Genomic DNA, 21,807 nt, shown 5'->3' on the forward strand with positions numbered 1-21,807 from the left:
CCCTAGACTGGCCCGCGTGACGGCACAGACCCTGGACGGCGCGGCCACGCTGCGGACCATCAAGGCCGAGCTCGCGCAGCGAGTCGCCGCACTCCGTGAGCAGGGGGTGGTCCCCGGGCTCGGCACCGTGCTGGTCGGCGACGACCCCGGCTCGCACTGGTACGTCGGCGCCAAGCACAAGGACTGCGCGGAGATCGGCATCACCTCGATCCGGCGCGACCTTCCCGCGGGCGCCACCCAGGCCGAGGTGGAGGCCGTCATCGACGAGCTCAACGCCGACGACGCCTGCACCGGGTTTCTCGTCCAGCAGCCCACCGGGCTCGATGAGTTCGCGCTGCTGTCGCGCGTCGACCCCGCCAAGGACGTCGACGGGCTGCACCCGGTCAACCTCGGCAGGCTCGTGCTCGGCGAGGCCGGACCGCTGCCGTGCACGCCGGTCGGGGCCATCGAGCTGCTGCGCCGCCACGGCGTCGAGATCGCGGGCGCCGACGTCGTCGTCGTCGGGCGCGGCATCACCGTGGGCCGCCCCCTCGGCCTGCTGCTGACCCGGCGTTCGGAGAACGCCACGGTCACCCTCTGCCACACCGGCACCCGCGACCTCGCCTCCCACGTGCGCCGGGCCGACATCGTCGTCGCGGCCGCGGGAGTCCCCGGCATCATCACCGCCGACATGGTCCGGCCCGGCGCGGCCGTGCTCGACGTCGGCGTGTCGCGGGTCGACGGCAAGGTCACCGGCGACGTGGCCCCCGACGTGTGGGACGTCGCCGGCTGGGTCTCGCCCAACCCCAAGGGCGTCGGTCCGATGACGCGGGCGATGCTGCTGAGCAACATCGTCGAGATCGCCGAGAAGTCCGTCCGGTCCTGACATGCCCGACCCCGACGCCCCGGAGCCGTCCGTCGAGCCGCCCGAGTCGGTGCCGCCGGTCTCGGCGGAGCCGCCGCCTGAGGACCCCGACGAGCCGCGCCGCTACCCCTCGACGATCGGGGGAGCGTTCTACCTGCTCGTCCTGGGCGTCGTCGCGGTGGCGATGGGTGTGGTGGTGCTCGACGAGTGGCGCACCGGCATCCGGATGGTGGGCGGCGCGCTGATCGCCGCGGCGCTCGTACGCCTGGTGCTGCGCCGGCGCGACGCCGGGATGCTGGCCGTGCGCCACAAGGTGCTGGACGCGCTCATCCTCGTCGTCCTGGGCGGGTCGCTGATCTTCCTCGCCGGCTCGATCCCGGACCAGCCCGGCTTCTGAACGCCGCGAGCCGGCGCTCGTGCCCCGAGAAGGGACACGGGCGCCGGCTCGGCGGTCGAGGTGCGGTCAGGATGCGCCGACTCGACGTGAGCCAGCGGTCAGGACGCGCCTGCTCGTCAGATCAGGCCCAGCTCCGTGACGGCCTTGCGCTCGTCGTCGAGCTCGGCGGTCGAGGCGTCGATGCGCGCGCGGGAGAAGTCGTCGATCTCGAGGCCCTCCACGATCGACCAGTCGCCGCCGGAGGTGGTGACCGGGAAGGAGGAGATCAGGCCCTCGGGGACGCCGTACTCGCCGCTCGAGACGACCGCCATCGACACCCAGTCGTCGGCCGCGGAGCCGAAGAGCCAGTCGCGCGCCGCGTCGATGGTCGCCGAGGCGGCCGAGGCGGCCGAGGACGAGCCACGGGCGTCGATGATCGCCGCGCCGCGCTTGGCGACGGTCGGGATGAAGTCGTTCTCCAGCCAGGCCTGGTCGCCGACCAGCTCGGCGGCGTTCTGGCCGTTGACCTCGGCGTGGAACAGGTCGGGGTACTGGGTCGCGGAGTGGTTGCCCCAGATCGTCATCTTCGCGATGTCGGTGACCTTCGCGCCCGTCTTGGCGGCGAGCTGGCTGATCGCCCGGTTGTGGTCGAGGCGGGTCAGCGCCGAGAACCGCTCGCGCGGGATGTCGGGGGCGTTGCTCATCGCGATCAGCGCGTTGGTGTTGGCCGGGTTGCCCGTCACGCCGATGCGCACGTCGTCGGCGGCCACGGCGTTGAGGGCCTTGCCCTGCGCGGTGAAGATGGCGCCGTTGGCGGAGAGCAGGTCGCCGCGCTCCATGCCCGGGCCGCGGGGACGCGCGCCGACGAGCAGCGCGAGGTTGACGCCGTCGAAGATCTTCTCGGCGTCCGCGCCGATCTCGACGCCGGAGAGCAGCGGGAACGCGCAGTCGTCCAGCTCCATGACGACGCCCTCGAGCGCCTTGAGGGCGGGCTCGATCTCGAGCAGTCGGAGCTCGATCGGGCGGTCCGCGGCCAGCGCGCCGCTGGCGAGGCGGAACAGCAGGCTGTAGCCGATCTGGCCGGCGGCGCCGGTGACGGCGACCTTGAGAGGTTCAGCGGAGGTCACGGTGGTCTTCTCCTCGCGAGATGAGGTCGGTGAGGTCTGTCCCGCTGACGCTAGCAGCGCCCGGCCCGGCGTCGTCGGCTGGTCTGCGGCTGGCATGCTGGCGCCCATGACGAGGGCGCCACGGGTCGTACGCCGGGGGCGGGCGGCGACGGCGCTGCTCGCCGCCGGCCTGGCGCTCGGCCTCGCGGGCTGCGGCGGTGTCGGCCAGCCGGCGCCCTACGACTCCCCGGGCATCAACGGCCTCGTCGTCCCGACGCCGAGCCCCGAGCCCGCCGACTTCGTCGACGCCGTGGACAACCCGTGGCTCGCCCTCGAGCCGGGGGCGCGGCGGACCTACGACGTGGGTGACGGCGCTCGCGACCTCGGCACGATCGAGGTGGAGGTGCTGGAGGCCACCGTCCCGGTCGCCGGGCTCGACGCCACGGCCGTGCGCACCACGACCGACCTCGACGACGGCACCGGCCGCACGACGAGCGTGGAGACCCGCCTCTACGCCCAGGACACGGCGGGCAACGTCTGGCTCGTCGGCGCGGACGGGGCTGACGGGGGCACCGGCAGCTGGCGGGCGGGCGAGGACGCTGCTCAGGCCGGGCTCGCGATGCCGGCCGACCCGCGGCTCGGCGACGGGTGGCTCGCCTACGACGTGCCCGGCCTGCCGCGGGCGAGCAGCACGATCGAGGACCAGTCGGCCGCGCTGGTGCAGCTGCGCAACGAGGCCGGCACCACGACCCGCACGGTGTACGAGAAGGGTGCCGGCCTCGTGGGGCTGGTGGACCTCGACGACGGCTGGACCGCCGAGCCGGCCGACTGACCCGGAGTCAGTCCGGGCGGCGCACCTGGGTGCGACCGTCGTCGTCGCCGTCAGGGTTGCCCCAGTGGCCCGGAGCGCTCTGGCCGGGCTGCTGCTGGACGGGCGGCTGCTGGCCGGGCTGCTGGGGGGCGGGCTGGCCCCACTGGCCCGGCTGCGACTGCTGACCGGGCTGCTGCGGCGCGGGCTGGCCGCCCCACTGGCCGGGCTGCTGCGGCGCGCCCTGGGGTGCGCCGTGGGCCGGGTCGGGCTGCTGCTGCGGCTGCTGGTAGGGGTCGGGCTGGCCCCACTGCTGCTGCGGGGGAGCGCCCCAGGCGGCGCCGGGCTGGCCCCAGCCGCCCTGCTGGCCCTGGTTCCACTGCGCCTCGTAGTTGCCCGGGACGTTCTGGTCCTTGCGGCCGCCGCCGAAGTTGAGGCCGGAGCCGGCGACCGGGGCAGCGCCCTGGCCGAAGAGCAGCGGGTAGGTGAGGCCGGCGATCGCCGCGCCCAGCAGCGGCGCGAGGACGAACAGCCAGAGCTGCGCGACCGCGTCCATGCCGGCGAAGACGCCGACGCCGATGGAACGGGCGGGGTTGACCGACGTGCCGGTCAGCGGGATCGCGACGAAGTGGATCATCGACAGCGCGAGGCCGATCGCGAGCGGGCCGAGCGCGACGTTGACCTCGTTGCGCTCGTCGGTGACGCCCAGGATGACCCACAGGAAGACCGCGGTCAGCAGCACCTCGAGCAGCAGGGCGGCCCACCAGGCGAAGCCCGAGCCCTGGTCGCCGAAGAAGTTCTGCCCCATGTTGCCCTCGGCGACGAAGCCGTCGAAGCCGTGGCCCAGCGCGAAGAGCACCGCGCCGGCCAGGAGGCCGCCGAGGAGCTGGGCGGCCATGTAGATGCCGACCTGGTTCCACGGCAGGCGACCGCCGAGGACCGCGCCGAGCGTCACGGCGGGGTTGAAGTGTCCGCCGGAGATGCGCCCGACGGCGTAGGCCATCACCACGACGGTGAGACCGAAGGTCAGCCCGGTGGCGACGATGTCGCCTCCGGTGTAGACGGCCGCACCGCAGCCGAAGAAGACGAGCACGAACGTGCCCATCGCCTCCGCGGTGAACTTCTGTCCGGTGGTGGGTGTGGCTTCGACGGTGTCGCTCATTCGCTCGTCCTCCAAGGTCAGGGTGGCCATACCCCTCGTAGGCCACGTCGAGCCTAGCGGCGTCGGGACGGGGGTGCGAGGGTAGGCAAGTCGTCAGGCGGGTCTGACGTCAGGTATCTTGACGTCAAGAGTTATGCCCGGATCAGATCACGATCTACAGGAGCTGTCGTACCCATGGCCAAGATCATCTACACCCAGACCGACGAGGCGCCGCTCCTGGCGACGTACTCGTTCCTCCCGATCATCGCCGCCTACGCGAAGACCGCCGGTGTGGACGTCGAGACCCGTGACATCTCGCTGGCGGGCCGCGTGATCGCCCAGTTCCCCGACCGGCTGAGCGACGAGCAGCGCCTCGCCGACGACCTCGCCGAGCTCGGCGAGCTGGCCACCCGGCCCGAGGCCAACATCATCAAGCTGCCCAACATCTCGGCCTCCGTCCCGCAGCTCAAGGCGACCATCGCCGAGCTGCAGTCGCAGGGCTACGACCTGCCCGACTACCCCGAGAACCCGCAGACCGACGAGGAGCGCGAGATCCGCGCCCGCTACGACAAGGTCAAGGGCTCCGCGGTCAACCCGGTGCTGCGCGAGGGCAACTCCGACCGCCGGGCGCCGGCGTCGGTGAAGAACTACGCCCGCACGCACCCCCACTCGATGGGCGCGTGGAGCAGCGAGTCCAAGACCGCGGTCGCCACCATGGGCCACGACGACTTCCGCACCAACGAGCAGTCCGTGGTGATGCCGGCGGACGACACGCTGTCCATCGTCCACGTCGGCACCGATGGCCAGGAGACGGTGCTCAAGGCCGACCTCGAGGTCCTCGAGGGCGAGGTCGTCGACGCGACCTTCCTGAGCGCCGCCCGCCTCGACGAGTTCCTCGAGGAGCAGGTCGCGCGGGCCAAGGCCGACGGCGTGCTCTTCTCCGCCCACCTCAAGGCCACGATGATGAAGGTCTCCGACCCGATCATCTTCGGCCACGTGGTGCGCGTCTACTTCGCCGACGTCTTCGCTCGGTACGGCGAGGACCTGGCCGCCGCCGGCCTGTCGGCCAACGACGGCCTCGGCGCCATCCTGGCCGGCCTCGACTCCCTCGACAACGGCGCCGAGATCAAGGCGGCGTTCGAGAAGGGCCTGGCCGAGGGCCCGGCGCTCGCGATGGTCGACTCCGACCGCGGCATCACCAACCTGCACGTGCCCTCCGACGTCATCATCGACGCCTCGATGCCGGCGATGATCCGCACCTCGGGCCAGATGTGGAACGCCGACGGCGAGCAGCAGGACACCCTCGCGGTGATCCCCGACTCCTCCTACGCCGGCGTCTACCAGGCCGCGATCGACGACTGCCGCACCCACGGCGCGCTCGACCCCTCCACCATGGGCTCGGTGCCCAACGTCGGGCTGATGGCCAAGGCGGCCGAGGAGTACGGCTCGCACGACAAGACGTTCGAGATCCCCGCCGCCGGCCGCGTCGAGGTGCGCAACGGCGCCGGGGAGGTGCTGATGTCGCACGACGTCGAGGCCGGCGACATCTGGCGCGCCTGCCAGACCAAGGACGCCCCGATCCGCGACTGGGTCAAGCTCGCCGTCACCCGCGCCCGCGCCAGCGACACCCCGGCGGTGTTCTGGCTCGACGAGACCCGCGCCCACGACGCCAACCTCATCGCCCTGGTGAAGAAGTACCTGGAGGACCACGACACCGAGGGCCTGTCGCTGGAGATCATGGCGCCGGCGGAGGCGACGGCGTACTCGCTGGAGCGGATCCGCCGTGGCGAGGACACCATCTCGGTGACCGGCAACGTGCTGCGCGACTACAACACCGACCTGTTCCCGATCCTCGAGCTCGGCACCAGCGCCAAGATGCTCTCGATCGTGCCGCTGATGAACGGCGGCGGCCTCTTCGAGACCGGCGCCGGCGGCTCGGCGCCCAAGCACGTGCAGCAGCTGGTCAAGGAGGACTACCTCCGCTGGGACAGCCTCGGCGAGTTCTTCGCCCTGGCGGCCTCGCTGGAGCACCTCGCCGACCACGACGACAACGCGCGGGCGCGCATCCTCGGTGACACCCTCGACAAGGCCACCGAGACCTTCCTCAACGAGGACCGCTCGCCCGGGCGCAAGCTCGGCACGATCGACAACCGGGGCTCGCACTTCTACCTCGCCCTCTACTGGGCCGAGGAGCTGGCGAAGCAGACCGAGGACGCCGAGCTCGCGGCGGCGTTCGCCTCGCTCGCCGGCACCCTCCGCGAGGCCGAGCAGACGATCGTCGACGAGCTGCTCGCGGTCCAGGGCAAGCCCGCCGACATCGGCGGCTACTTCCGCCCCGACCCGGAGAAGGCCGCCGCGGTGATGCGTCCGTCCGCGACCTTCAACGACGCGATCGCCTCGCTGGACTGACCGCGACGCACGTCACAGGCAGGACCCCCGGGGAACAAACCCCGGGGGTCCTGCTCTTGCGCCAGGTGATGACGACGACCGCCGACCCGACCGAGCTTCCCGACCATCCGACGTCCGGCCACCTCGACGTCCCCTCGGTGACGGCGCGCCACTTCGGCCTGGCCGTGCTCGCCCTGGCGATGGGCGGCTTCGCCATCGGGACCACCGAGTTCGTGACGATGGGCCTGCTGCCGCAGATCGCGCGCGGCGTCGACGTCTCCATCCCGACCGGCGGGCACGTCATCTCGGCGTACGCCGTCGGGGTCGTCGTCGGCGCGCCGGTGCTGGCCTTCCTCGGCGCGCGACTCCCGCGCCGGGCCCTCCTGGTGGCCCTGATGGTCGCGTTCGCCGCCGGCAACGGGCTGAGCGCGCTCGCGACGTCCTACGAGCAGCTGATGGCCGCCCGCTTCGCCGCCGGGCTGCCCCACGGCGCCTACTTCGGCGTCGCCTCCCTCGTGGCCGCGAGCATGGCCCGTCCCTCCCGCAAGGGGCGCGCGGTCTCGCTGGTCATGCTCGGGCTGTCGTTCGCCAACGTGATCGGCGTGCCCGCGGCGACGGTGCTCGGGCAGGAGCTCGGGTGGCGCGCGGCCTTCTGGGCCGCCGGCGGCCTGGCCGTGGTGACCCTCGCCCTCGTCGCCTGGTTCGTCCCGTCCGTCCCCGGCGACGCGGAGGCCAGCGGGCTGCGCGAGCTCGCGGCGTTCAAGGTGCCCCAGGTGTGGCTGACGCTGCTGGCGGGCGCCGTCGGCTTCGGCGGCATGTTCGCGGTCTACTCCTACATCGCCCCGGTCGTCACCGACGTCGGTGGCCTGGGGGAGCGGTCGGTGGCGGTGTTCCTGCTCTTCTTCGGCCTCGGCATGGTCGCGGGCACCTCGCTGGCCGGGATCATGGCCGACTGGTCGATCTTCCGCTCGCTGATCATCGGCGGCGTCGGGATGGCCGCGACGATGCTGGCCTTCTGGCTCGCGGCGCCCCACGGGTGGGCCGCCCTGCCGGTGGTCTTCCTCATCACCACCCTCGGCTCGGTGCTGGTGGTCAACCTGCAGCTGCGGCTGATGGACGTGGCGGGCGACGCGCAGACGCTGGGTGCCGCGATGAACCACGCCTCGCTCAACGTCGCCAACGCCCTGGGCGCCTGGCTCGGCGGCCTCGTCATCGCCGGCGGGTGGGGGCTGCGCGCCCCGGCCCTGGTCGGCCTGGCCCTGTCGATCCTCGGGGTGGCCATCCTGCTGCTCTCCGCGAGGCTCCACGTGCGCCAGCGCGACGCCGTGCCCGCCTGAACGCCGGGGTGCTCGGCGCCGCCTTGCACGCACCACGATGCACGCATTTTCCGGTGATGTTGCACGGAGTTAACACACGCGGAACTCTTGCGTAGCGCAGACTTGTAACGATCCAATCCACGAAGGGCGGGCAGGCCGCCCGAGATCTTCCCGAGGAGGACGTGATGGACGACGACAAGATCGTGCGCGAGGTGGAGCGCCGCCGGCAGCTGGCGGACCGCAACGTCAGCGCTGTGGTCGACCTGCTGCAGCGACGCCAGGAGCTCAAGGGGATCTACCCCGCGGCCGACTTCTTCGCCGAGAACGTCGGCTGGGCCGTCTGACGGGATCGACCGACCCGGGCAGTGCGGGCTCGGGCCGCTCAGGCCCAGCTGTAGACCATGCCCATCGCCTCGCTGACCTCGGCCAGCGTCGCGTCGGCGACCTCGTTGGCCCGGGCGTTGCCGCGGCGCAGGATCTCGTCGAGGTAGGCCGGATCGGCCTCGAGCTCGGCCCGGCGGGCGCGCAGCGGTGCCAGCTCGGTGTTGATCGCGTCGGTCAGGCGCCGCTTGAGGGCACCGCCGCCCCCGTCCCCGATCTCCTCGGCGACCACGGCCGGGTCGACGCCCTCGCAGAGGCCGATGAGGGTGAGCAGGTTGGCCACCTCGGGCCGCGCGTCCGGGTCGTAGGTGATGACGCGGTCGCTGTCGGTCTTGGCGCCCTTGAGCTTCTTGGCGGTCTCGTCGGCGCTCATCCGCAGCTCGACCACGTTGCCCTTGGACTTGCTCATCTTGGTGCCGTCGGTGCCCAGGATGAGAGGAGCCTCGGACAGCAGCGCGCCGGGCTCGGGGAACACCGGGGCGTAGCGGTCGTTGAAGCGGCGCGCGACGACGCGGGTCTGCTCGAGGTGGGGCAGCTGGTCGCGCCCGACCGGGACGACGTTGGCCTTGCAGAACAAGATGTCGGCGGCCTGGTGCACGGGATAGGTGAGCAGGAGGCCGCCGATCGAGGTGATGCCGGCCGACCTGGCCTCGTCCTTGACCGTGGGGTTGCGCTGCAGCTCCGCGACGCTGACCAGGCTGAGGAACGGCAGCATCAGCTGGTTGAGCGCCGGCACCGAGGAGTGCGTGAAGATCGTCGCCCGGTCGGGGTCGAGGCCCGCGGCGATGTTGTCGAGCAGCAGGTTGCGCACGTTGCTCGAGATGTCGCCGAGCACGTCGCGGTCGGTGATCACCTGGTAGTCGGCGATGAGCTGCCAGATCTCCGCGCCGCTGTCCTGCAGGCGCAGGCGGTTGCGGATCGAGCCGAAGTAGTGGCCGATGTGCAGTGCCCCGGTCGGACGGTCCCCGGTGAGCATGCGCAGCGATGCCGGGTCCTTCGCCATCTGCTCCTCGATGGCGTCGCTGCGAGCCTGGGCGGCGCGGAAGGTCTCACTCACGCGGCCGATCCTTTCACGGGGCCGATCGTCGCCGCGATCGGGTTCTGTAGGGTTTCGGGGTGCCCACCATCGGAGTAGCGATCGCGATCCCCGAGCCCTGGGCGAGCGAGCTCCAGGACTACCGCACCAGCGTCGGCGACACCACGGCCGCGCAGATCCCCACGCACGTCACGCTGGTCCCGCCGACCGAGGTCCGCCGCGACGACCTCGACGCCATCACCGCCCACCTCGCCGACGCCGCGGCCACCGTCTCCCCGTTCACCATCCACCTGCGCGGCACCGGGACGTTCCGCCCGGTCTCGCCGGTCGTCTTCGTCACCCTCGCCGAGGGGATCTCGGGGTGCGAGGTGCTCGCCGGCGCCGTACGACAGGGACCGCTCGCCGTCGACCTGCACTTCCCCTACCACCCGCACGTCACCGTCGCGCACCACCTCGACGACGAGACGCTCGACATCGCCTACAAGGAGCTGGCCGGTTTCGAGTGCAGCTTCGCGGTGGAGGAGTTCAGCCTCTACGTCCACGACGACCGGGCCGGCTGGCAGCCGACCCACCACTACCGGCTGGGCGGGCGATGAGCGTCGTCGACACGGTCAAGCAGCGCGTCGCCGCCGTGCGCGAGCGCCGCCCGTTCATCGACCACCTGTTCCGGATGATCCAGCACTACGGCGCCGTGAAGGGCAACGCGCTCGCCGGTGCGGTCACGTTCTTCGGCTTCTTGTCGTTCTTCCCCATCCTGGCGCTCGCGTTCGCCGTGGTCGGCTTGGTCGCGGGCATCTACTCAGACGCCACCGAGCAGGTGGTGAAGGCCATCCAGTCGGTGCTGCCGATGGTGGTCGAGGGCAAGGCCGGTCCCGGCGAGATCTCGATCGACGCCTTCCAGGACGGCGCCGGCGCCGCTGCCGGCATCGGCGCCATCGGTGTCCTCTACTCCGGGCTGGGGTGGGTCTCCGGCCTGCGCGACGCGCTCCAGATCGTGTTCGAGACGCCGCGGCGCGCACAGCCCAGCTTCGTGGTGGGCAAGCTCAAGGACCTGGTCTCGCTGGTGCTGATCGGCGTCGTGCTGCTGCTCAGCGTGGCCGTCTCCGGCGTCGTCACCGCCCTGTCCAGCCACATCCTCGACTGGCTCGGGCTCGACCTCGCTCTGCGCCCGGTGCTGACCGTGCTCGCGATCGCGGTCGGACTCGGCGCCAACACGCTGCTGTTCTTCGCGATCTTCAAGATCCTGGCCGACCACGACACCCCCGACCGCTCGCTGTGGAGTGGCGCGCTCCTCGGCGCGGTGGGCTTCGAGGTGCTCAAGCAGGCCGCGACCTTCCTGATCAGCTCGACGCAGAACCAGCCGGCGTTCGCCGTCTTCGGCATCGCGCTCGTGCTGCTGATCTGGATCAACTACTTCTCGCGCGTCGTCATGCTGGCCGCCTCGTGGGCGCACACCTCGCGCGAGGCCCGCGCCCGCCGCGAGGCGGAGGAGGTGGCCGAGCTGCTGCCCGCGGGCCCGCGGATCGACCTGGCCGGTGCGTCGGCCGGTGCAGCCGCCCACCCGTCGGCGGAGCCCTTCCCCTCCCCGAAGGCCGCCTTCGCCGCCGGGGCGGGCGCCATGCTCGGGCTTGTCGCGCTCGTCCGCCGCCGCCACTGAACGTCGTTCGGGGTCGAGGGGGCGCGTCCTGCCCGTCGTACTCGGGGTTGCCTGAGCGTCAGGACGCGCCGACTCGGGGTCGCCTGAGCGTCAGGACGCGCCCACTCGAGCTGCCGCTCAGTGGCCGTGCTTGATGGCGGTGCGCAGGTCCTTGTTGAGCTGGGAGATCACGTCGAGCGGGATCTCCTTGGGGCACGCCGCAGTGCACTCGCCGATGTTGGTGCAGCCGCCGAAGCCCTCGTGGTCGTGCTGGGCGACCATGTTGACCACGCGCTCGTCGCGCTCGGGCTGCCCCTGGGGGAGCAGGCCGAGGTGGGTCACCTTGGCGCCCAGGAAGAGCGAGGCGGAGCCGTTGGGGCAGGCCGCGACGCAGGCACCGCAGCTGATGCAGGTCGCGACGTTGAAGGCGCGGTCGGCGTCGTCCTTGGGCACCGGCACCGAGTGGGCCTCGGGGGCCGAGCCGGTGTTGACCGAGATGTAGCCGCCGGCCTGGATCATCCGGTCGAGGGCGCCGCGGTCGACGACGAGGTCCTTGACGACCGGGAAGGCGTCGGCGCGCCACGGCTCGATCGTGATGGTCTCGCCGTCCTCGAACGAGCGCATGTGCAGCTGGCAGGTCGTGGTGACCTCGGGCCCGTGCGCGTCGCCGTTGATCATCAGCCCGCACATGCCGCAGATGCCCTCGCGGCAGTCGGAGTCGAAGGCGATCGGGTCCTCGCCCTGGTCGTTGAGCTGCTCGTTGAGCACGTCGAGCATCTCGAGGAACGACATGTCCGGGGACACGTCGGCCAGCTCGTAGGTGTGCATCGCGCCGGGGCTGGCGGAGTCGGGCTGACGCCAGATCTTCAACGTCACGTTCATCGGTGGGTCCTCGTGGGTGTCGGGGTCCCCGCGGCGTCGTCGGCCGGGGGAGCGAAGCGGGGGAGGGGGAGGGTGCCGGAGGCAGGCGTCACTTGTAGCTCCGCTGCTTCATCTCGATGGCCGAGTAGACCAGGTCCTCCTTGTGCAGCACGGGCCGCTCGTCGAGGCCGGTCCACTCCCACGCGGCGACGTAGGCGAACTCGTCGTCGTGGCGCATGGCCTCGCCGTCCTCGGTCTGCGACTCGGCCCGGAAGTGGCCGCCGCACGACTCGCGCCGGTTGAGCGCGTCGATGCACATCAGCTCGCCGAGCTCGAAGAAGTCGGCCACGCGGCCGGCCTTCTCCAGCGACTGGTTGAGCGACTCGCTGGTGCCGAGCACCTTGACGTTGCGGTAGAAGTCGTCGCGCAGGCCGCGGATGAGGTCGATCGCCTTCTTGAGACCGGTCTCGTTGCGCTCCATGCCGCAGTACTCCCACATGATGTTGCCGAGCTCGCGGTGGTAGGAGTCGACGCTGCGGGTGCCGTTGACCGACAGGAAGTGCGCGATGCGCTGCTCGACCGACTCGCGCGCCTCCACGACCGCCGGGTGGTCCTCGGGGACGGGCTCGAACGGGCCGTCGGCGAGGTAGTCGCGGATCGTGTGGGGCAGGACGAAGTAGCCGTCGGCCAGGCCCTGCATCAGCGCCGAGGCGCCGAGGCGGTTGGCGCCGTGGTCGGAGAAGTTGGCCTCGCCGGTGACGAACAGCCCCGGGATCGTCGACTGGAGGTCGTAGTCGACCCACAGCCCGCCCATGACGTAGTGCACGGCCGGGTAGATCCGCATCGGCGTCGAGTAGGGGTCCTCGCCGGTGATCCGGGCGTACATGTCGAACAGGTTGCCGTACTTGGACTCCACGGCGTCGCGGCCGAGTCGGTCGATCGCGTCGGCGAAGTCGAGGTAGACGCCGCGGCGCACGCCCTCCACCTCGGGACCGACGCCGCGCCCCTCGTCGCAGACGTTCTTCGCCGCGCGCGAGGCGATGTCGCGGGGGACCAGGTTGCCGAAGGCGGGGTAGATCCGCTCCAGGTAGTAGTCGCGGTCCTCCTCGGGGATGTCGCGCGGGTCCTTGTCGCAGTCGGCCTGGTTCTTGGGCACCCAGATGCGGCCGTCGTTGCGCAGCGACTCCGACATCAGCGTCAGCTTGGACTGGTGCGACCCGGAGACCGGGATGCACGTCGGGTGGATCTGCGTGTAGCAGGGGTTGGCCATGTAGGCGCCCTTGCGGTGCGCACGCCAGGCGGCGGTGACGTTGGAGCCCATCGCGTTGGTCGACAGGTAGAACACGTTGCCGTAGCCACCGGAGGCGAGCACGACGACGTCGGCGAGGTGGGTCTGCACCTCGCCGGTCACCATGTCGCGGGCGATGATGCCGCGGGCCTTGCCGTCGACGACGATCAGCTCGAGCATCTCGTGACGGGTGAACATCGACACCGTGCCGGCGGAGATCTGGCGCTCGAGCGCCTGGTAGGCGCCGATCAGCAGCTGCTGGCCGGTCTGCCCGCGGGCGTAGAAGGTGCGCGAGACCTGCACGCCGCCGAACGAGCGGTTGTCGAGCAGGCCGCCGTACTCGCGGGCGAACGGCACGCCCTGGGCGACGCACTGGTCGATGATGTTGGTGCTGACCTCGGCGAGGCGGTAGACGTTGGACTCGCGCGAGCGGTAGTCGCCGCCCTTGACCGTGTCGTAGAAGAGGCGGTGGACGGAGTCGCCGTCCTCCTTGTAGTTCTTCGCCGCGTTGATGCCGCCCTGCGCGGCGATGGAGTGCGCGCGCCTGGGGGAGTCCTGGTAGCAGAACGTCTTGACGTTGTAGCCGGCCTCACCGAGCGTGGCGGCCGCCGAGGCGCCCGCCAGGCCGGTGCCGACGATGATGACGGAGAGCTTGCGCCGGTTGGCCGGGTTGACCAGGCGGGCCTCGAACTTGCGGGTCGACCAGCGCTCGGCGAGCGGGGCGTCGGGTGCCTTGGTGTCGACGAGCGGCTCACCGGGCGTGTAGTAGCCGGCGGCGTCGTCGTAGTCGCCGTCGAGGGACCCGCTGGCCGAGGCATCCGTCGAGGTGACGGTGTCGGGCATGTCCATGTCGTGGCTGTCGTGGCTCACGTGAGGTGACCTCTTACTACTTGGTGATGATGCCGGCCAGGACGGCGAGCGGGACGAGGGAGAAGCCGACGGAGATGACCAGCGCGGTCACGAAGCCGAAGGTCTTGGCGCGCTTGCGCTTGACGGCGGTGCCGGTCCAGCCGAGGGTCTGCGCGGCACTCCAGATGCCGTGGTGCAGGTGGGCGCCGAGCGCCAGCATCGCGGCGACGTAGATCAGCGTCATCCACCACAGGTCGAAGGTGTCGACCATCAGGAGGTAGGGGTCGTTGGTCGCGCCGCCCTGCGGGTTGACCTTCCCGATGGTGAAGTTGAGCAGGTGCCAGATGAGGAAGACGAGGATCGTCACCCCGCCCCAACGCATCATCAGGCTGGCGCGGGTGGCGCCGGTGTCCTTCTTCATGACGTACTTGGTGGTGCGGGCGCGGGCAGCGCGGCGCCACAGCACGACGGCGCAGTAGACGTGCACGACCAGCGCCACGATGAGGCCCACGCGCAGGATCCAGAGCGCGCCCTCGTGCGGGAGCATCGGCTCGCCGAGCACGCGGAGGTGCTCGGCGTACTCGTTGAACGCCTTGCGACCGCCGAACGCCTTGAGGTTGCCGTACATGTGCGCGAGCACGAAGGCCAGGAAGAGGAAGCCGCTGCCGGCCATCAACAGCTTGAGAGCGATCGTCGAGCGCGAGGCTCGTGCTCCCTTGACGAGGGTGGGGGTAGACACGTCCCCACGCTACCGCCTGTCGACGTGTGCCCGACGCCCCGGGGAGTGTGACGTACGCCCCTTCCCGCGGCCGCGCGACCCGGTCCGAGGCGCGTAAGCGGGACATGCGACCCGTGCCGCGCGCGGGGCGACGACACCGACCACAGTGTCGATCGGCACGGGCACCTCGCCAGCGCACCCCGGCTCGTGCCGGTGCCGGAGTGCTCTCCCCGGACCCCGTTCGGTCCACGTAACTTCGAAGTGTTCACCCCTGCCCGGAGCGCCAGCACCCGGCGGGCCCACCAGTCCAGCCCTGACCCACGTGGAGGCCGCACCGTGTGCACCGCGACGAACTACACCGCCAAGGACCACTACTTCGGTCGCAACCTCGACCTGGAGTTCTCCTACCGCGAGTCGGTGACCATCACGCCCCGCAACTTCGTGTTCCCGTTCCGCAAGGTCGACGACCTGCAGAGCCACCACGCCGTCGTGGGGATGACGACCGTGGCCGACGGCTACCCGCTCTACTACGACGCGACGAACGAGGTGGGGCTGAGCATGGCGGGGCTCAACTTCCCCGACAACGCCGACTACAAGCCCGAGACGCCGGGCAAGGACAACATCACGCCCTTCGAGTTCATCCCGTGGATCCTGGGGCAGTTCGAGACCGTCTCCCAGGTCCGGGAGGCGCTGGACAGGCTGGTGCTGGTCGACATCCCGTTCAGTGCGGAGTTCCCCCTCTCGCCGCTCCACTGGATCATCTCCGACCGCGAGGAGTCGCTCACGGTCGAGTCGGTCGCGGACGGGTTGCGGGTCTACGACAACCCGGTGGGGCTGCTGACCAACAACCCGACCTTCGACATCCAGATGTTCAACCTGAACAACTACGCGAGCCTGTCGACGGGGCAGCCGGAGACCCGCTTCTCCAAGAAGCTGCCCTTCGACACCTACAGCCGCGGGATGGGGGGCATCGGCCTGCCCGGCGACCTCTCATCGATGTCCCGTTTCGTCAAGGCGGCGTTCACCGCCCTCAACTCGGTCTCCGGGGAGACCGAGTCGGAGGCCATCAGCCAGTTCTTCCACATCCTCGGCTCGGTCGAGCAGCAGCGGGGGTGCGTCGAGGTCGGCGACCGCTACGAGATCACGATCTACTCCTCGTGCTGCAACACCGACAAGGGGATCTACTACTACCGGACCTACGAGAACAGCCAGGTGACCGCGGTCGACATGCACAAGGTGGACCTCGACGGCGACACCCTCTCCAGCTACCCACTCCTCACCGGCCAGAGCATCCTGGCCCAGAACTAGTGGTCGCGCCGCTCCGCCAGCCCTCTCCTCGGGCCCGTCGGGGGAGCGGTGCCCGCAGGCCAGGAGGGCCGACGATCGGGCTGGACGACGCCCTGCTGACGGTCAAGTTGTCGCCTCCGAAGGGCCGGAGCGGCATGGTCAGCAGGGTGGCGCTCCTCGATTCCGCCCGCGACGCGGCCACCGCCGCCGTCGGCGTCACCGCGCCCGCCGGCTACGGGAAGTCGACGCTGCTGGCCGAGTGGGCGCACCGGGACCGCCGGAGGGTCGGGTGGCTCTCGCTGGACCGGTCCGACGACGACCCGAGCGCCCTGCTCTTCCTGCTGGCCTCGGCCTACGAGCGAGCCGTGCCGGAGCACGCGGGCCTGGCTGCCGCTGTGACCGGCCTGGACGCCGCCGCACGCGGCCGGGGCGCTGCCCGGATCGCGTCGGCGTTCAGGCGCTCGCCGGTGCCCTTCATCCTCCTGCTCGACGACCTGCACGAGCTCCGGTCGCCCGAGTGCCACCACGTGCTGGGTGTCGTGCTGTCGGCCGTCCCCCCCGGGTCCCAGGTCGTGACGGCCAGCCGCCACGAGCAGCCCCACCTTCCCTCTCTCCGGGCGGCCGGGGAGGCGGTCGAGCTCACGGCCCGAGACCTCGCCCTCGACGCGTCCGCCGCGGCGCAGGTCTTCGCGACCGCGCGCGTCGACGTCACCCCGGCGCAGGCGGCCGAGGTCGCGGCGCGCACCGAGGGCTGGCCGGCCGGGATCCAGCTCGCCGCCCTCATCGCGGGGGAGGGGCAGGACCAGCCCGGGCGGGCCACCGGGGACGACCGCTACATCGCCGACTACCTCCAGCGCGAGGTCTTCTGGAGGTTCGACCCCGGGATCCGGGACTTCCTGCGGCGCACGGCCGTCCTCGACCGGCTCCACGGCCCGCTCTGCGACGCGGTGCTGGGGGAGCGGAGCTCCCAGGACCGGTTGCGCACCCTCGAGGCGTCGAACGCGTTCATCGTCGCGCTGGACCGGCGACGGGAGTGGTACCGCTACCACCCCCTGTTCCGCGAGTTCCTGCTGGCCGAGCTGCTCCGCGACGACCCGGAGGCGGTGGAGAAGCTGCAGGTGCGCGCCGCCGACTGGTTCCAGGCCAACGGCGCACCGGCCACGGCCGTGGAGTACCTCCTCATCACGCAGGAGCGCGAGAGGTGCGCCCAGCTCGTGGCCGAGCTGGCGCTCACGACCGTCAGCGCGGGGCAGGTCTCGACGCTCCAGCGGTGGTTGCGGGTGCTCGGCGAGCCCACCATCGAGGCCTACCCACCCCTCGCCGTGCTGGCGGGGTGGGTCGCGGCGTCGGCCGGGCAGGCGGTGGTCGCCCAACGATGGGCCGGCGTCGTGGAGGAGGCGTCGTTCGACCCGACCCCGACGCACGGCGGCGCGTCGTTCGCGTCGTCGCGATCGATGCTCCGCGCCATGGCGTGTGCCTCGGGGCCCGAGGCGATGATGGCCGACGCCGAGTTCTCCGCGGCGCAGGAGCCGCTGCGGAGCCCGTGGCGTGCGACGGCGCTCTGCGTCCTCGCGGAGGCGCACCTGGTCGCGGGCTCGCCCCGGCGAGCCGGGGCCGTGCTCCGTGACGCCACGGAGGTCGGCCTGGCTGCGGGCGACACGGGCGCGGTCGTGCTCAGCGAGTCGGGTCTGGCCCTCGTCGACATGGACCTCGGGTGCTGGGACGAGGCGGCCGAGCACGTCGGACTCGCGCTCCGCACCGTCGACCAGCACCACCTCGAGGACTACGCGTGCAGCCTCCTCGCGTTCGCGGCCGCGGCTCGGCTGGCCGTCCACCGGGGCAACCTCCCTGAGGCAGACCGCCAGCTCGCGCGCGCCATGCGGGCGCGTGCCGCGGCCACGTACGCCCTTCCGTGCCTCGCGACGAGGGGCCGGCTCCAGCTCGCGAAGGCGTGCTGGACGCGCGGCGGGCACTCCGACGCCCGCCGCCTGCTGGGCGAGATCGACGACATCCTGCGGCGTCGGCCCGAGCTGGGGACCCTGGTCGAGCAGGTCGGGGAGCTCCGGACGATCACGACCCCGGCGGGGAACGATGCCGGGGCCCACGACGCCCCGCTCACGCCCGCGGAGCTGCGCGTGCTGCCCTACCTCCCGACCCACCTCAGGATCGCCGACATCGCCCAGCGACTGCAGCTCTCGCGCAACACCGTCGCCTCCGAGGTCTCCGCCATCTACCGCAAGCTCGGTGCCACCTCACGCGGTGAGGCGGTCGACCGGGCGACCTTCCTCGGGCTGCTCGGGGGATGAGGAGCGGGTCGGTCACGGCCCGGCATCGTCGCGGTCCTCGTCGACGTCGTAGCCCAGGACGAGGGCCAGCTTGGGCGCGGCCGTCGCCACGCGCACGGGTCCGGTGATCGGCAGCACTCCCACCAGGACGTCGACGATCTCCTCGACGCTCGCCCCGGCCCTCAGGGCGCTGTCCGCGAGCGAGCCGTAGGAGCGCACGGTGCCGTCGCCCGTCGCCGCGAGGGCGCCGAGCCGGACCAGGGCCAGGATCCTCGCGTCGAGGGCCGTCGCCGGCCAGGTGTCGGGGACGTCCTGTGCGCGGTCATCCGTCGTCTGGCCGAACGCCAGACGACGCAGCTGTTCGCCGTTGTCCATCCCTGACTCCCCTCTGGAGACCTCTTCCCATTAGCGCCCGTGGTGGCCGTCCCCGCACCACCTGTTTCGTGTCATCCTGCGACCAGTCGCCCTCACCACCTGCCCCTCGTCAGCCCAGCACGTTGACCGCCCGGGCGACGACCAGGCCCATGATGGCCAGTGACGTCAGCGCCTGGATCGCCATGACGAGCTTGGCCCAGGGTGCGAGCGGCATCACGTCGGTCGGGCTGAACGCCGTGGCGTTGGTCAGACCGAGATAGAGGTAGTCGCCGAAGTTCGGGCGCCAGTCCTCCAGGCCCAGCTCGGAGGTGAGCTGCTGGGGGAAGGCGAGGTCGGGGGTACGTGGCATCCGCTCGGCACGGGCGGCGGCCCCGCCGCAGTCGAGCTCGAAGTAGAGGAGCGCGCAGGCGATGATCGTGATCAGCCACACCGAACCGCTTGCCTGCAGCAGCTCGGGCGCCGAGTCGGTGGCAGACCCTCCTCGGACGATGTCGTCGACGAGCTGGACCGCCGACCAGACCGCTCCCAGGGACATCACGGTGATCAGCGCGATGGACGCCGCCCGCAGGAACGTCGTACGCCTCGAGATCCGGCCGGGGTCGCCGGCGAGCAGCACCAGCACGAGGAGACCCGCGAACGTGGGCAGCACCCAGGGCTGGGCCAGGCGCAGGCTGCCCGGCAGCAGCACGGTGAGACCCATGGCGACGGCAACCGCCGCCGCCATCGGCCACCGGGTCTCGGCATAGGGATCATCGAGGTCGTCGGTGGAGTCCGGGCGTCTCATCCGTGGTCAGCGGTGGAAGCTGGTGCCTCGTCCGGCGTCAGGGACTCCTTGGTTCCGTGCTTGTCCACGTGCACGACCCGATAGGCGTGCCGGGGCACCTGTTCGTCGTTCGGGAAGCGATACTTCGGTACGGCGACCGGCAGGTCGGCCGAGGCGAAGACGTCGTCCTCGAGGGCGCCGCGTACGGAGTTCCTGCTGTGCACCATGTGGCATCTGCTCCTCGTGACTGCGCCATCGAGACACTCGGCTCTGGTCGGGCTCTGGTCGGGCTCTGGTCGGTGGTGGTGCGTCGCTCGCCTACCGGTCCGGGATGGTCCTCTCGGTGTCCAGGTCCTCCACCTCGTCGAGCAGCTCGCCCGCCTTGTCGGGGCAGTAGGTCTCGACCACCGCGAAGTCGTACTCGATGATCCGGGGGTCCATGACCACGCGCCGGAGGTGCAGGGCGTTGTTGCCGAACTGGGACAGGGCCAGCTCCTGCTGCAGCTCGCCGACGTTCTCGCAGCTGACGCCTCCGTCCGTGCCGTAGAGGGCGGTCGCCGTCGAGGCGTCGAGCGTGGGGAACCCGGCTTCGGACAACCGCACGTTGAGCTGCTCGGCGAGCTGGCGTGCCCGGTCGCTGTCCGGGTCGGAGGCGCTGCCGGCTGCCGAGCAGGCGGAGAGCCCCACGCCCGCCGCCACGGCCAGGCCGGCTGTCCGGAGCACTGCGGAGCGGACTGTTCGTGGACGCTTCGTGATCATCGGACTCACGCCTCCTGGGCCGTCGTGTCGGAATGGGTGTGGTCCGGGGAGGTCTCGATCTTCCACTCCGGCTTGCGCAGCTTGTAGAGGACGAACGGCCACACGCCGAGGAGGACGATGCCGGCCACGAGGATCAGGATGTACACGCCCTGCGGCGTCGAGTCCGCGTTGCCCGACGGCTCGACGAAGCCGAGGAGGAAGGCGGCGACGCTCGCCACGAAACCGACCGACCCGACCAGGGTCATGGCAGGCGTGCGGAAGCCACGCTTGACGTCGGGGTGGGTGCGGCGCAGGCGCATGCCGGCGAGGAACATGACCATGTACATCAGCAGGTAGAGCTGCACGGCCATGGCGGTGAGGATCCAGAAGACCGACTGCACCGACGGCAAGATGGCGAAGAGGACGGCCATCGCCGTCACGATGATGCCCTGCACCATCATGATCGGGACCTGCATCCCGTGGCTGTTGGTGCCCTGCAGGCGAGGGGGCAGGTATCCCTCCTTGCCGACCAGCAGCAATCCCTTGCTCGGTCCCGGGATCCAGGTGACCACCGAGGCGAGGATCCCGATGACGATCAGCAGGGCCATCACGGTGGTGCCCCACGACATCCCGAGGTGGTTGAAGAAGACGTCGAAGGCCTGAAGCACCCCCTGGGTCAGGTTGACGCTGGAGCCGGGGACCGCGACCGAGATGGCCAGGGTGGGCAGGATGAAGACGAACAGGATGAGGACCACCGACAGGACGATCGCCTTCGGGAACTCGGTGCTGGGCCGCCGCATCTCGTTGACGTGGACGGCGTTCATCTCCATGCCGGCGTAGGAGAGGAAGTTGCTGACGATCAGCACGATGCTGGCCAGCCCGGTGAACTTCGGGAACCACTCCGCTTCACCGATCGGCTGGAGGTGCGAGGTGCCGCCGCCGGCCCAGAAGATCGCCGCGAAGACGATCAGGGCCGCCGCCGGCACGAGGGTGCCGGCCAGGAAGCCCCAGGTCCCGACCTTGGCGAACGCGTCGACACCGAGGGTGGCGATGAACGTCGAGATCCAGTACACGACCAGGATGATCAGGCCGGTGAAGATGCCCGAGTTGGCCAGGGCCGGATCCCACACGTACGCGAGGGCCGAGGCGAAGAAGGCGAGCTGGGCCGGGTACCAAGCGACGTTCTGCATCCACTGCTGCCAGATCGCGAAGAAGCCGAGGCGGTCGCCATAGGCCTCCTTGACCCAGACGAAGATCCCGCCCTTCCATCCGCTCGCCAGCTCGGCGGCCACGAGCGCCACCGGCACCATGAACAGGATCGCGGGCAGGACGTAGAGGAAGATCGATGCCCAGTCGTAGGCCGCCATGGCCGGCAGTCCGCGAACGCTCGCGACCGCTGTGGCGATGAGGATCGCCATCGATGTCCAACTGATGAACGAGGTGCGTGCCTGGGCCCGTCCCTGCGGTGCAGTCGCCTGACTGTCGTCCCGAGTAGCCATCTCCGAGCCTTTCGCCGATTGCTCCGGCCAACGACGCTAGTTGCGTGGCGCGGCGTCGGCATCACTCACAATGAGTGACGCCCGGGGCCTCCCGATCCGCCTTCCCCGTCGC

The 21,807-nt window shown here is 71.0% G+C and carries 21 protein-coding genes; 10 read left to right on the forward strand and 11 right to left on the reverse strand.

What is annotated here, in order from left to right:
- Window positions 1–16 precede the first annotated feature (16 nt).
- The gene (locus AC3X7Z_RS10900) at window positions 17–865 is read left to right on the forward strand and encodes a bifunctional methylenetetrahydrofolate dehydrogenase/methenyltetrahydrofolate cyclohydrolase (protein WP_489975915.1); all 849 of its coding nucleotides are present in this window, start codon (window positions 17–19) and stop codon (window positions 863–865) included.
- Window position 866: 1 nt separating this feature from the next.
- Window positions 867–1,241: a DUF3017 domain-containing protein gene (locus tag AC3X7Z_RS10905; protein ID WP_489975916.1), complete on the forward strand. Its 375-nt coding sequence runs from the start codon at window positions 867–869 to the stop codon at window positions 1,239–1,241.
- Window positions 1,242–1,357: 116 nt separating this feature from the next.
- Here AC3X7Z_RS10905 and AC3X7Z_RS10910 read toward each other — a convergent pair whose 3' ends face one another.
- Window positions 1,358–2,347, reverse strand: a complete 990-nt coding sequence (locus AC3X7Z_RS10910; protein ID WP_241005335.1) for a malate dehydrogenase — start codon at window positions 2,345–2,347, stop codon at window positions 1,358–1,360.
- Between the two features lie 106 nt (window positions 2,348–2,453).
- Here AC3X7Z_RS10910 and AC3X7Z_RS10915 point away from each other — a divergent pair, with 106 nt between their 5' ends.
- Complete coding sequence (locus tag AC3X7Z_RS10915; protein ID WP_186341328.1) at window positions 2,454–3,158, forward strand: hypothetical protein; 705 nt, start codon at window positions 2,454–2,456, stop codon at window positions 3,156–3,158.
- A gap of 7 nt (window positions 3,159–3,165) precedes the next feature.
- Here AC3X7Z_RS10915 and AC3X7Z_RS10920 read toward each other — a convergent pair whose 3' ends face one another.
- Entirely contained in the window at window positions 3,166–4,296 is a 1,131-nt protein-coding gene (locus tag AC3X7Z_RS10920; RefSeq protein ID WP_186341329.1) for an aquaporin, read from the reverse strand.
- A gap of 174 nt (window positions 4,297–4,470) precedes the next feature.
- Here AC3X7Z_RS10920 and AC3X7Z_RS10925 point away from each other — a divergent pair, with 174 nt between their 5' ends.
- From AC3X7Z_RS10925 to AC3X7Z_RS10935, 3 genes are all read left to right on the forward strand, one after another.
- Window positions 4,471–6,684 (forward strand): NADP-dependent isocitrate dehydrogenase, encoded by a 2,214-nt coding sequence (locus tag AC3X7Z_RS10925; protein ID WP_489975917.1) that lies wholly within the window; start codon window positions 4,471–4,473, stop codon window positions 6,682–6,684.
- 68 nt (window positions 6,685–6,752) lie between these two features.
- A complete protein-coding gene (locus AC3X7Z_RS10930) occupies window positions 6,753–8,000 on the forward strand; it encodes an MFS transporter (RefSeq protein WP_186341331.1) in 1,248 nt (415 codons plus the stop codon).
- 164 nt (window positions 8,001–8,164) lie between these two features.
- Window positions 8,165–8,323 carry a hypothetical protein gene (locus AC3X7Z_RS10935; RefSeq protein ID WP_186341332.1) on the forward strand — a complete coding sequence of 53 codons (159 nt, stop codon included), beginning with the start codon at window positions 8,165–8,167 and terminating at the stop codon, window positions 8,321–8,323.
- A 38-nt stretch (window positions 8,324–8,361) separates the two neighbouring features.
- Here AC3X7Z_RS10935 and trpS read toward each other — a convergent pair whose 3' ends face one another.
- The gene (gene trpS / locus AC3X7Z_RS10940; RefSeq protein WP_397180301.1) at window positions 8,362–9,426 is read right to left on the reverse strand and encodes a tryptophan--tRNA ligase; all 1,065 of its coding nucleotides are present in this window, start codon (window positions 9,424–9,426) and stop codon (window positions 8,362–8,364) included.
- 50 nt (window positions 9,427–9,476) lie between these two features.
- On the opposite strand from trpS, the gene AC3X7Z_RS10945 reads away from it, so the two are divergent.
- The gene (locus AC3X7Z_RS10945; RefSeq protein WP_186341333.1) at window positions 9,477–9,992 is read left to right on the forward strand and encodes a 2'-5' RNA ligase family protein; all 516 of its coding nucleotides are present in this window, start codon (window positions 9,477–9,479) and stop codon (window positions 9,990–9,992) included.
- Window positions 9,989–11,053: a YihY/virulence factor BrkB family protein gene (locus AC3X7Z_RS10950; protein WP_186341334.1), complete on the forward strand. Its 1,065-nt coding sequence runs from the start codon at window positions 9,989–9,991 to the stop codon at window positions 11,051–11,053. Before AC3X7Z_RS10945 ends, AC3X7Z_RS10950 begins: the two co-directional genes overlap by 4 nt.
- A gap of 117 nt (window positions 11,054–11,170) precedes the next feature.
- Here AC3X7Z_RS10950 and AC3X7Z_RS10955 read toward each other — a convergent pair whose 3' ends face one another.
- The 3 genes from AC3X7Z_RS10955 to AC3X7Z_RS10965 form a co-directional block, all read right to left on the reverse strand.
- Complete coding sequence (locus AC3X7Z_RS10955; protein WP_186341335.1) at window positions 11,171–11,914, reverse strand: succinate dehydrogenase/fumarate reductase iron-sulfur subunit; 744 nt, start codon at window positions 11,912–11,914, stop codon at window positions 11,171–11,173.
- A gap of 88 nt (window positions 11,915–12,002) precedes the next feature.
- Complete coding sequence (locus AC3X7Z_RS10960) at window positions 12,003–14,024, reverse strand: fumarate reductase/succinate dehydrogenase flavoprotein subunit (protein WP_489976014.1); 2,022 nt, start codon at window positions 14,022–14,024, stop codon at window positions 12,003–12,005.
- Window positions 14,025–14,067: 43 nt separating this feature from the next.
- On the reverse strand, window positions 14,068–14,769 hold the full coding sequence (locus AC3X7Z_RS10965; RefSeq protein ID WP_489975918.1) for a succinate dehydrogenase cytochrome b subunit: 702 nt from the start codon (window positions 14,767–14,769) through the stop codon (window positions 14,068–14,070).
- Between the two features lie 315 nt (window positions 14,770–15,084).
- On the opposite strand from AC3X7Z_RS10965, the gene bsh reads away from it, so the two are divergent.
- On the forward strand, window positions 15,085–16,056 hold the full coding sequence (gene bsh / locus AC3X7Z_RS10970) for a choloylglycine hydrolase (RefSeq protein WP_489975919.1): 972 nt from the start codon (window positions 15,085–15,087) through the stop codon (window positions 16,054–16,056).
- A gap of 146 nt (window positions 16,057–16,202) precedes the next feature.
- A complete protein-coding gene (locus tag AC3X7Z_RS10975; RefSeq protein WP_489975920.1) occupies window positions 16,203–18,341 on the forward strand; it encodes a helix-turn-helix transcriptional regulator in 2,139 nt (712 codons plus the stop codon).
- A 12-nt stretch (window positions 18,342–18,353) separates the two neighbouring features.
- Here AC3X7Z_RS10975 and AC3X7Z_RS10980 read toward each other — a convergent pair whose 3' ends face one another.
- From AC3X7Z_RS10980 to gadC, 5 genes are all read right to left on the reverse strand, one after another.
- Window positions 18,354–18,695, reverse strand: a complete 342-nt coding sequence (locus AC3X7Z_RS10980; RefSeq protein WP_186341338.1) for a carboxymuconolactone decarboxylase family protein — start codon at window positions 18,693–18,695, stop codon at window positions 18,354–18,356.
- A gap of 109 nt (window positions 18,696–18,804) precedes the next feature.
- Window positions 18,805–19,479 carry a hypothetical protein gene (locus tag AC3X7Z_RS10985; RefSeq protein WP_489975921.1) on the reverse strand — a complete coding sequence of 225 codons (675 nt, stop codon included), beginning with the start codon at window positions 19,477–19,479 and terminating at the stop codon, window positions 18,805–18,807.
- Complete coding sequence (locus AC3X7Z_RS10990) at window positions 19,476–19,685, reverse strand: hypothetical protein (RefSeq protein ID WP_489975922.1); 210 nt, start codon at window positions 19,683–19,685, stop codon at window positions 19,476–19,478. Before AC3X7Z_RS10990 ends, AC3X7Z_RS10985 begins: the two co-directional genes overlap by 4 nt.
- A 91-nt stretch (window positions 19,686–19,776) precedes the next feature.
- Window positions 19,777–20,181, reverse strand: coding sequence for a hypothetical protein (locus tag AC3X7Z_RS10995; protein ID WP_489975923.1), 405 nt, complete (start codon window positions 20,179–20,181; stop codon window positions 19,777–19,779).
- A gap of 41 nt (window positions 20,182–20,222) precedes the next feature.
- Complete coding sequence (gene gadC, locus AC3X7Z_RS11000) at window positions 20,223–21,695, reverse strand: glutamate/gamma-aminobutyrate antiporter GadC (RefSeq protein WP_489975924.1); 1,473 nt, start codon at window positions 21,693–21,695, stop codon at window positions 20,223–20,225.
- Between the last annotated feature and the right edge of the window lie 112 nt (window positions 21,696–21,807).

The organism is Nocardioides sp. Z24_21, assembly GCF_058134345.1.

Bases quoted from the DNA above. Each gene is read 5' to 3' on its own strand.
- AC3X7Z_RS10950 (WP_186341334.1), top strand. From the start codon at position 9,989: ATGAGCGTCGTCGACACGGTCAAGCAGCGCGTCGCCGCCGTGCGCGAG.
- AC3X7Z_RS10960 (WP_489976014.1), bottom strand. From the start codon at position 14,024: ATGCCCGACACCGTCACCTCGACGGATGCCTCGGCCAGCGGGTCCCTC.
- AC3X7Z_RS10990 (WP_489975922.1), bottom strand. From the start codon at position 19,685: ATGGTGCACAGCAGGAACTCCGTACGCGGCGCCCTCGAGGACGACGTC.
- AC3X7Z_RS10915 (WP_186341328.1), top strand. From the start codon at position 2,454: ATGACGAGGGCGCCACGGGTCGTACGCCGGGGGCGGGCGGCGACGGCG.
- gadC (WP_489975924.1), bottom strand. From the start codon at position 21,695: ATGGCTACTCGGGACGACAGTCAGGCGACTGCACCGCAGGGACGGGCC.
- AC3X7Z_RS10935 (WP_186341332.1), top strand. From the start codon at position 8,165: ATGGACGACGACAAGATCGTGCGCGAGGTGGAGCGCCGCCGGCAGCTG.
- AC3X7Z_RS10930 (WP_186341331.1), top strand. From the start codon at position 6,753: ATGACGACGACCGCCGACCCGACCGAGCTTCCCGACCATCCGACGTCC.
- AC3X7Z_RS10985 (WP_489975921.1), bottom strand. From the start codon at position 19,479: ATGAGACGCCCGGACTCCACCGACGACCTCGATGATCCCTATGCCGAG.
- AC3X7Z_RS10920 (WP_186341329.1), bottom strand. From the start codon at position 4,296: ATGAGCGACACCGTCGAAGCCACACCCACCACCGGACAGAAGTTCACC.
- AC3X7Z_RS10955 (WP_186341335.1), bottom strand. From the start codon at position 11,914: ATGAACGTGACGTTGAAGATCTGGCGTCAGCCCGACTCCGCCAGCCCC.
- AC3X7Z_RS10905 (WP_489975916.1), top strand. From the start codon at position 867: ATGCCCGACCCCGACGCCCCGGAGCCGTCCGTCGAGCCGCCCGAGTCG.
- AC3X7Z_RS10980 (WP_186341338.1), bottom strand. From the start codon at position 18,695: ATGGACAACGGCGAACAGCTGCGTCGTCTGGCGTTCGGCCAGACGACG.
- AC3X7Z_RS10925 (WP_489975917.1), top strand. From the start codon at position 4,471: ATGGCCAAGATCATCTACACCCAGACCGACGAGGCGCCGCTCCTGGCG.